Annotated in this window: 2 protein-coding genes and 1 pseudogene; all 3 read right to left on the reverse strand. The window is 46.9% G+C overall.

Annotated features, from left to right (window positions below; translation table 11 throughout):
* Positions 1 to 3,060 (reverse strand): annotated as a pseudogene (locus ZA06_RS16560) (T9SS type B sorting domain-containing protein); the annotation flags it as partial.
* Between the two features lie 140 nt (positions 3,061 to 3,200).
* On the reverse strand, positions 3,201 to 4,172 hold the full coding sequence (locus ZA06_RS16565) for a PorP/SprF family type IX secretion system membrane protein (RefSeq protein WP_053978614.1): 972 nt from the start codon (positions 4,170 to 4,172) through the stop codon (positions 3,201 to 3,203).
* 38 nt (positions 4,173 to 4,210) lie between these two features.
* Positions 4,211 to 8,332 (reverse strand): T9SS type B sorting domain-containing protein, encoded by a 4,122-nt coding sequence (locus ZA06_RS16570; RefSeq protein WP_240472325.1) that lies wholly within the window; start codon positions 8,330 to 8,332, stop codon positions 4,211 to 4,213.
* Positions 8,333 to 8,409: the final 77 nt, after the last annotated feature.

Genomic DNA, 8,409 nt, shown 5'->3' on the forward strand with positions numbered 1-8,409 from the left:
CACCGTCTGTGGCTCCGTCAGACACACCGAACTTCCCAAGGTATATTGGAGCACTACTTCGTAGTCCCCTTCCGCAAGACCCGTGAACACCGGTGAACTTACAAAAGTCAATCCCCCGTCGATGCTGTAAGCTAGAGAGCTTCCGTATGCTTCGGTTACAGTAACTGTGATACTTCCTGAATTATCTAAAGAAGCACAAGTAATATTTGTTTGGTCAATCGTAAATTCTGGTGCTGGAGAACTTTCCACAGTAATACTCGTTTCAACACTACAATTATTGGAATCTACAACGGTAATATTAAATACTCCCGGAGCCGTTACCACAATCTCAGGTACCGACTGGAATTCAGTATCACTATTTACAAAATAGAAATAAGGAGGTGTTCCTCCAATTGGGTATACTGTAATTTCCCCATCGGTACACGTTAATGGCACTGTTAGTGCAGCCGTGGCTTCCAATAAAGGAGGTTCCACAATGGTCACATCTTCAGAATATACACAGCCATCTTCTGTTTCAACGGTTGCTGTATAGGTTCCTGGGTTTAAATTTTCAAAAGTGTAATTGTTTTCATCGATAGGCCCAACACTGTTCACCAAAGTACCATTACTATATAATTCAAAGTAATACTGAGGCTCAGCATCGATAGCCGCTAATTGGATACTACCTTTATCGTCGTGACACAAAGGTTGTTCAATCATGCTTGTTGCTGTAAAATCACTTTCCATGATTTGTACCTGTGGCGTTGTAAACACACAAGGATTGGTTTCTACTCCAATTTGTCTGATATATACAGTATATACCCCAGGAGCATTTACGGTGAATACATTACTGGTTTGATAGGTAACGCCATCCAAACTGTATTCATACCCAGAAGGTACGCTTCCCACCTTAATACTTCCCGGAGTGGAACAGATAATATCTTGACCAACAGCCGTTGGATTCAATAAATTTTGATATACGTTGAAATAGAACTGCACGAAACAGCCTCCTTCAAAGTTAATGGTCAACCTAAACTGACCAGAAGTATCAGACGTAAAATCTGGACCTGTTCCCACTTGGTTCCAAGTACAGGCATCATTTTCGTTGGCACAATCTTGGTTTGCAACCGCTTCGCAGCTAGACTCATCCAACTTCTCCCAAATAATGGACGTAGCGCTTGAAATATTGGTGTTGATTTCTCTTGAATCATTAGCGCCACATAAAAAGATATTTGGAAGTTCTTTTCCGTCGTTAGGACAAATAACCACTTCATCTGCAAATGGAATCACCGGATTGGTCATCCCTGCCCCAAAAGTGGTCACATGAAATACCTGATCTATAGATTGACAAGGTGCAATAGCCGTATTGTGAACGTAATAAGTTCCTGTTTCGGTAACAGAAATGGTTTGGGTTGTGCCTATTACCGGTGATCCGGAAGGACTTGTAGACCAAGAATACTCATCGTAGCCACTGGCGGCCGTTAATTGTACACTGGCCCCACAAAGCACCACATTTTCCTCGAAGGTACAATCATCCAAATCCCCTAAAAAGTTAGTGGCTTGAGGTGAAATTAAACAACCTGTATTACTACTGTAACTAGGGTCATCGGTAATTAAAAAATCAGGGTTCCAATATCCATTATATGTTGCAAAGGCTTGGTTATTGATAATATTGGAACAGGAATCTGCCAATTGGTTACAGGTATCTACCGTTTGGGCATGAATGATAATTTCCAGAACAGGATCGCCTTCTTCCACCAAATAATCGGCAACATTTAAAATAAGCTCTCTTGTATCTGGATCATAACTCACAGCCGTGACACCTTCTGGTAATTCTAAATCTTCTGGATAATTGAAGATGATATTGATTGGCAGAATATCCTTGATTTCAAGATTGGTAGCATTGTCATTTCCCGTATTTTGAAACCCAATAATGTAGTTTAAAGGTTGACTTAATCCAACTGTTTCACCTCCAATGTTATTTCCTTCATCATCCTCCACAATTTTTGTCAAGACAATGTTTGGCTCAATAATCTCTACCGCAAAAGCGAAGAAATATTGAAAGTACACATCCTGATCACTTTCAAGAGTCACTACTGCGGAAGTAGCATCATTAGCAATCAATGTGTTTCCGGGATTGGGGACCACCATCACCCCTGTATCAAAACCGAGGGTATTGGTACTGTTAGGTACCCTATTATCTACAGGCGTAGCACTTAATTGAGTTACAGAACTATTGAAAAAGTTATTGGCAGGACGATCGGCAGCCGATAAAGGCGTTCCGTTAAGTAACATCCTATCATTTTGAATAGGCTTATCCCCTTCCAAAGCCGCAAAAGCAAAGGTTGCTCTTACAGGTGCTGGAGCTGGCACCGTTCTAAATCCAGAAACAGATACATCGGTATTTACCGAACTACTAATGGCGCTAAAACCATCAAAACTGGTAATGGATTTCCCTGGTAAGGTTGGATCTTCATAAACCACAAAAAGGGACCATCCTGCAGAATATCCAGTTCCGTTTCGAGGATTAAAAGACCCTGTTTCTCCTTCAGCAGAAGATACATTGGCTACCGTATAAGTACCTAAATCAGTATCCAAATTGGTTACAATCGAGGTGACATCTGCGTAACAGGAATACGGAAAGCTATCTCCCGTGGCTGTGCCATTGGCGTTGTAGACAATGGTTCCCTGTACATCATGGTAATCTCCTGTAGGGCCTTTTAGTTTTACATCGGTAATGGATTCGCTACCATTGGTTACCGCTCCCCAATATAATCCAGCATAAATAATTTGGTAACAATTGGGATTGGGAATCTCTAAATCGGCACTGGATGAACTAAAGGTTGAAGCATCATTATCGATATCGATATAGGTCATATCCACATCGTGGTTGTATACCGATCCGTCATTAAAAGCATTATTGTCTGGACCTAGGATGTTATTTCCTATCAGGATAATATCTCCTTTTAAATCCTCATTAAACCTTGGTGTAAAAGGCACGTAATTTTGGGCATATGACTGACTCCCCAAAATTAACAACACAATAATAATGGCAATTCTTGAAAAAGTAGGTTTTTTCATGGTGTTTGGTTTGTTTGGTTATTTTCCAACAAGGGGCATCGTTGGAAAAAATTATGGTGTCCTTATTATTTAATATGTGTTATAGTAATTATGTTTTCATAGGCATATCTAATCAATTAATTTTCACGTTCATACTATTTTTATTTTGTACATGGGCAGTTACTAATTCCCTGCAGGAAGTCGATTCCGATAGTGATACTATGCGTTCCAGAATTATAACCAGCCAAAGCATTGGTGGTTATTTGATACGAATAGGCAAAATAGAATTTCGACTTCATAATTCCGGCCATTGGGCCAATATTAAGAGGCTTGAAGAACTGGTCATTTAAAAAGCGGTACGACAGTCCTACCCAATAATAATCTTCCTTTCTGTTGAATTTTCGATACTTGAAGTTGACGTCTGTAGCTGAACGTCCGTCACTTCCAAAATACTGGAAGAATACCGAAGGTTCATACTCCACGCGTTTGTTTTCCTTACTTTGAATAACAAGACCTGAATACAGTTGATAATTTAAAAGAAGGCTTGGTTCTTCTCTTCCATTTATAGTATAAAAATCATCAATATCCTTCTTCAAGATGTTGTTAACATTTAAACTTAAATAGTATCCTTTGTTTCTATAAAGTACCCCTACATCAAAGTTGTTATTGTTTACTGCACGATCGTCAGTAACACTTTGATCTAATACAGGAGTCTCATAGTTGGGTTCAAAATTCTCAATAGCTATTCTAAAACTATTGATGTTATAAGAAATCCCAAAAGACAAATACTGCTCGGAAGTGTAATCCAATACCAAGTGGTGCGCAAAAGAGAACTTCACCCCTTTTTGACGTGTGTTTCCATTCTTGTCATTATAAAGTGACAATCCCACTCCAGATCGATCCGCAATCCTAAAATCAGCATACAATGCTTGGTTATCCGGCGCGTCCTTAATCCCCACCCACTGTGTGAGACCATTAAGGCGTATCCTTAGGTTATCCCCAATTCCAGCGTAGGTTGGAGAAACCACAAAATCGTTGTCCGCAAGATACTGCGTCCAAACTGGTAGGTTAAGCTCTTGGCCGTAGGCTTGACCAATTGCTATTAGAAAAATATAAGTAATTATCTTTTTCATATGATTAGTGTATTTGGGGTCTTCTAAACATTGAATTATTATCTATACAGTGTAAAATGTCCAACAAACTCTCTGTCGTTGTTTGAGCTGTTGAGCCTCACCACGTACCAGTAGTCGCCCGTTGGCAGCTCCTGGTTGTTGTAACGTCCGTCCCAGTACTGGCCCTGGTGGTAGGTCCCCACCTTACGCCCGTACCTGTCGTATATATCGAACTCCAGGTTCGGGAAGTCCTCCGTACAGGGTGCCCAGGTGTCCTGGATACCGTCCCCGTTCGGGGTAAAGTAGTTCGGGATGCATGGGTCCACATACTCTAGGTAGATCCTTGCCTCGGCGATACAGCCGTTGCTGTCCGTTACCGTTACAAGGTACTCGCCCGTCTCAGAGATGATAAAGGTATTCTCACTGCCGTAGTCCTCGTCGTTAAGGGTGAAGGTATACTCTCCGTTACCTCCCGTGGCCAGGGCCACAATCTGGTTCTGGTCCCCTTCGTTAAGGGCCAGGTCCACAGGCATGAACACACCTATATCAAAGAACTCCGTGGTCTGGATACAGCCATTGGTATGGCGCACCTCAATATAGTGGTCCGTTCCTGGAGGCACGTTCTCGAACACATTGCTCACCTGATAAGGACCGCCGTTCAGTGAGTAGTCCACTTCGGCAGGATCCACGCTCTCGTCTATCAAAACGGTCACGATGTTTGTGGAGAAGTTGTCGATACATACATACTCCACTTCCAACAACGGGTCCAGGTTCACCGCCTCCGGGAAGGTGATGTTCCACTCCGATTCACAGCCCATGCTGTCGCGCACGTATACGATATGGTCCCCTCCGGAGAGTTCCGTAAAGTCAAATACCGTCTGCCCTGCAGCTCCTGTGGTATAGGGACCATCGTACTCGTCAAGGCTTACGCTGTAAGGCGCCGTTCCTCCGGAGATCTCGATACTGAACTCCCCGTCGTTGTCGCCCGCACATGGGGTCGGCAATATGGAATCGGGCACGATGCTCACGATCAAAGGTTCCGGCTCGGTGATGGTAAAGCTGAACATTACATAACAGCCCAGTTCGTCCTGAACGATTACCTCGTAGTCCCCTGGCCAAAGGTTCTCGAACACATTGGTCTCGAAGAACTGGTCCATCTGTGGGGAGATGGCATATTTGATGATGCCCGTTCCTCCCGTAGCGGTAATCACAAGGGAACCGTCATTGCCACCGTAACAGGCAACATTGTTGATCTCGAACGTAGCTTCCAATGGCGCATCAGGCTCGGTAATGTTGATGGTCGCTGAAGTGCTTTCACAATCACCACTCTGTACATGTACCGTATAGGTACCCGCCAACAGCTCCGTGAACACCCCAGGGGTATCCTGTACCGCAGTCGGGATGGCATTACCAGAAGCATCCTGCAGGGTATAGACATAACCCCCAAGGCCTCCCTCGGCAACGGCAACAATGGTTCCGTTGTTGTCGCCCGCACAGTTGATGGTCGGGTTGGTAGAGGCCAATTCGATGTTCAGCTCCGGAAGCGGATCGATGGTGATCTCGTTGGATACTATCGCTATACAGCCATTGGCATCCTTAACGTAATATTCATAGCTTCCCGCCGGTACCGTAAAGGATACGGAGGACGTGAACGACCCCAATACCGTGGTAAAGGCACTGGTATCGCTATAGGTATAGCCTCCCGTTCCGCCCGTAGCGCTCAGGGTAAGCTCCCCATCGTTCAGACAGGTCGGCGAGGCGCTCTTCACTAAACTGGCCTCTATGGCCGTTGGCTCGGAGATGGCAATGTCCACAGAAGTGGTGCTACAGCCATAGCCATCGGTGATGGTCACGTTGTAGGTCCCTGCCCCCAAGTTGGCAAACTCGTTAGAGGTCTGCGGTCCAGAGGTACTTGCTATAGGAGCCAGAGTATTCAAGGTATAGGTATAGTTGCTTTCTTGGCCTCCCGTTACGTTGTCTATAACAATCGTAGCGTTCTCATCCCCAAAACAGGACAGCATAGTCGTGCTAGGAGTAAAAGTTGCTGCAATAGGCTCTGGAACTTCCAGGATCACGTCCGCAGAGGCAATACAGCCCTGTGCGTCCATAACGTTCACGGTATAGGTCCCTGCAGAAAGTCCCGTAAAGGTTCCGTTTGGTGAATAAGCCACCGTGGCGGCTCCGGTCAGTTCATATTCATAAGTGCCCCATCCCCCTTCGGCAATAGCCGTAATGGTTCCCTGGTCATCGGTACAGGTTACGTTGGAGGTTTCCGTGGCCGTTAAAGTCAACTCTTCGGAAGGCGAGCCTATCACCACCGTAGCGGTTGCCGAACAGAACGGAACGTCCGTTTCGGTGATCACCACCGTAAAGGTACCGGCATTCATGCCCGTTACCGTTTGTGGATTGGTAGCCGTATTGGCCGCTACCGCTCCCGTTACCGATACCCCGGCATTGTCGAATACCTCATAGGTATAGGCCCCGGAGTAGTTGGACACGTTGATATCGAAGGCGCCCGTATCGTCACCAAAACAGGTCACGGTACTTGGCGTGGTCGTAAAGGTTGGCAGTACCGCTGCCGGTAGGGATACCTCTACAACTTCCTCACAGGAAGTCACCGTATCCGTAACCGTAATGGTATATAGTCCCGAAGGCAGTCCCGAGAACACATTGCCCGACAGGCTTACCGTGGCCGGGTTCGGACTGATGGCATAGGTAAATGTTCCTGAACCTCCCACAGTTGCAATGGACAATTGTCCATCGTCGTTGTTACAGGTAGGCAGTGCCTCTACAGATGGCGTTATGTTCAGCGGTGCCGCAATGCTCACCGTTACCGTGTTCCCACAGCCGTTGGCATCCTTCACCTCTACCGTATGGTCGCCCGAGGCTAGGTTCGTTATGGTAAACGGTGCCGTCTGTGTCTGGAAGGCGCCGCCATCGATGCTATAGCTATATGGAGGGATTCCTGCAATGTCAAGGCTCACTGTCATTTCATAGGTACCGTCCACATCCAGACATTCATCGGCAAGCGTTGCCGAGATTTCCGGGGAAGGGTCCGCTGGCAGTACCACCACTGGACTGCTCACGATACAGCCATAGGCATCCATCACGTGCACATAGTAGTCCCCTGCATCCAAGCTGAAGGTACTGGCCGAGGCCCATGCTGCATCCGTTTCCGAAGGTGCGGTTGCCGTGGTTGTTACTTGGTATTGGTAAGGCGCCGTTCCGTCGTGTCCCACCGCACTGATCTGTCCAGAGGCTACGTTACAGTTCGCATTCTGGTCGATCGATGTGCTCAGGCTCAAAGGGATCTCCGATTCGGTAATGTTGAACGGAATGGTCACAATGCTACAGCCGGCATTCGGCCCCGTGTTCTCCGTGATCAGTACGTAGTAGTTTCCAAATGGTAGCGGTCCAAGGTCCGTTACCGTCAAGGAGCCGTTGCCCCCTACCGTTCCAGATCCGGTCACCCCTGCAGGTTCCTGAGTAAGGGTATCGAACACTTCGTAGTCGATGTTGATGGAAGTCCCATAGGAACTGTTGATGGTGAACGACACGGTTCCGTCCGCACTGCCCGTACAGCTGATGTTCGCTGCCGATACGGCCGTGGCCGTTAGGGTCGAGTTGGTCGGGATCGGTGTGGTGGCCGGTTCAAAATAGCTACAGTTGGTCGATGCATCGTATACGATAAACGTATAGCTCACCCCTGGGGTCAGTCCCGTAAAGGTGGCCGACTGGCTGCCCGGGGCATCCTCTGGGATCCATGATCCCGCTGGGTTTGGATATACCGATACCGGTCCCTGGTAGATGCTGAAATAAAATGGCCCGGAGCTCACCAAGGTGGAACCGATGCTCACTACCGCCTCTCCTCCTGTGGTACAGTCCACTGTGCTGGCGATATTGATATCAAGATCGGTCGGTGGCGAGGCCACCAAGACATCCTGGATCAAAACCGAACAGCCGTTGGCATCCACCACATTGATCTGGTAAAGCCCGAAATCCACCACGTCAAAGCTCACCGAAGTGGAGCCCGTGGCGTTCAGCTCGGAGTTGTCGTAACCGTTCGTTCCGGTTACAAAATAATTGTATGGGGCCGTCCCTCCCGTTACTCCATCGATAATGATGGATCCCTGGGATACGCCCGTAGAGGTACAGGTAATGTCTATGGTATGGTAGTCCACTGCTATGGCATCCGGCTCACCGATGGTTACCGTCTCTGTGGCCTCACAGGACTTGGCATCGGTTAGGGTTACCCTAT

Origin of the sequence: Mangrovimonas xylaniphaga (genome assembly GCF_001280435.1) — a bacterium.
GTDB classification, from domain to species: Bacteria; Bacteroidota; Bacteroidia; order Flavobacteriales; family Flavobacteriaceae; genus Mangrovimonas_A; species Mangrovimonas_A xylaniphaga.

What these genes read in the sequence shown, in the direction of transcription:
- ZA06_RS16565 (WP_053978614.1), bottom strand. Translation starts at nt 4,172, where the DNA reads ATGAAAAAGATAATTACTTATATTTTTCTAATAGCAATTGGTCAAGCC.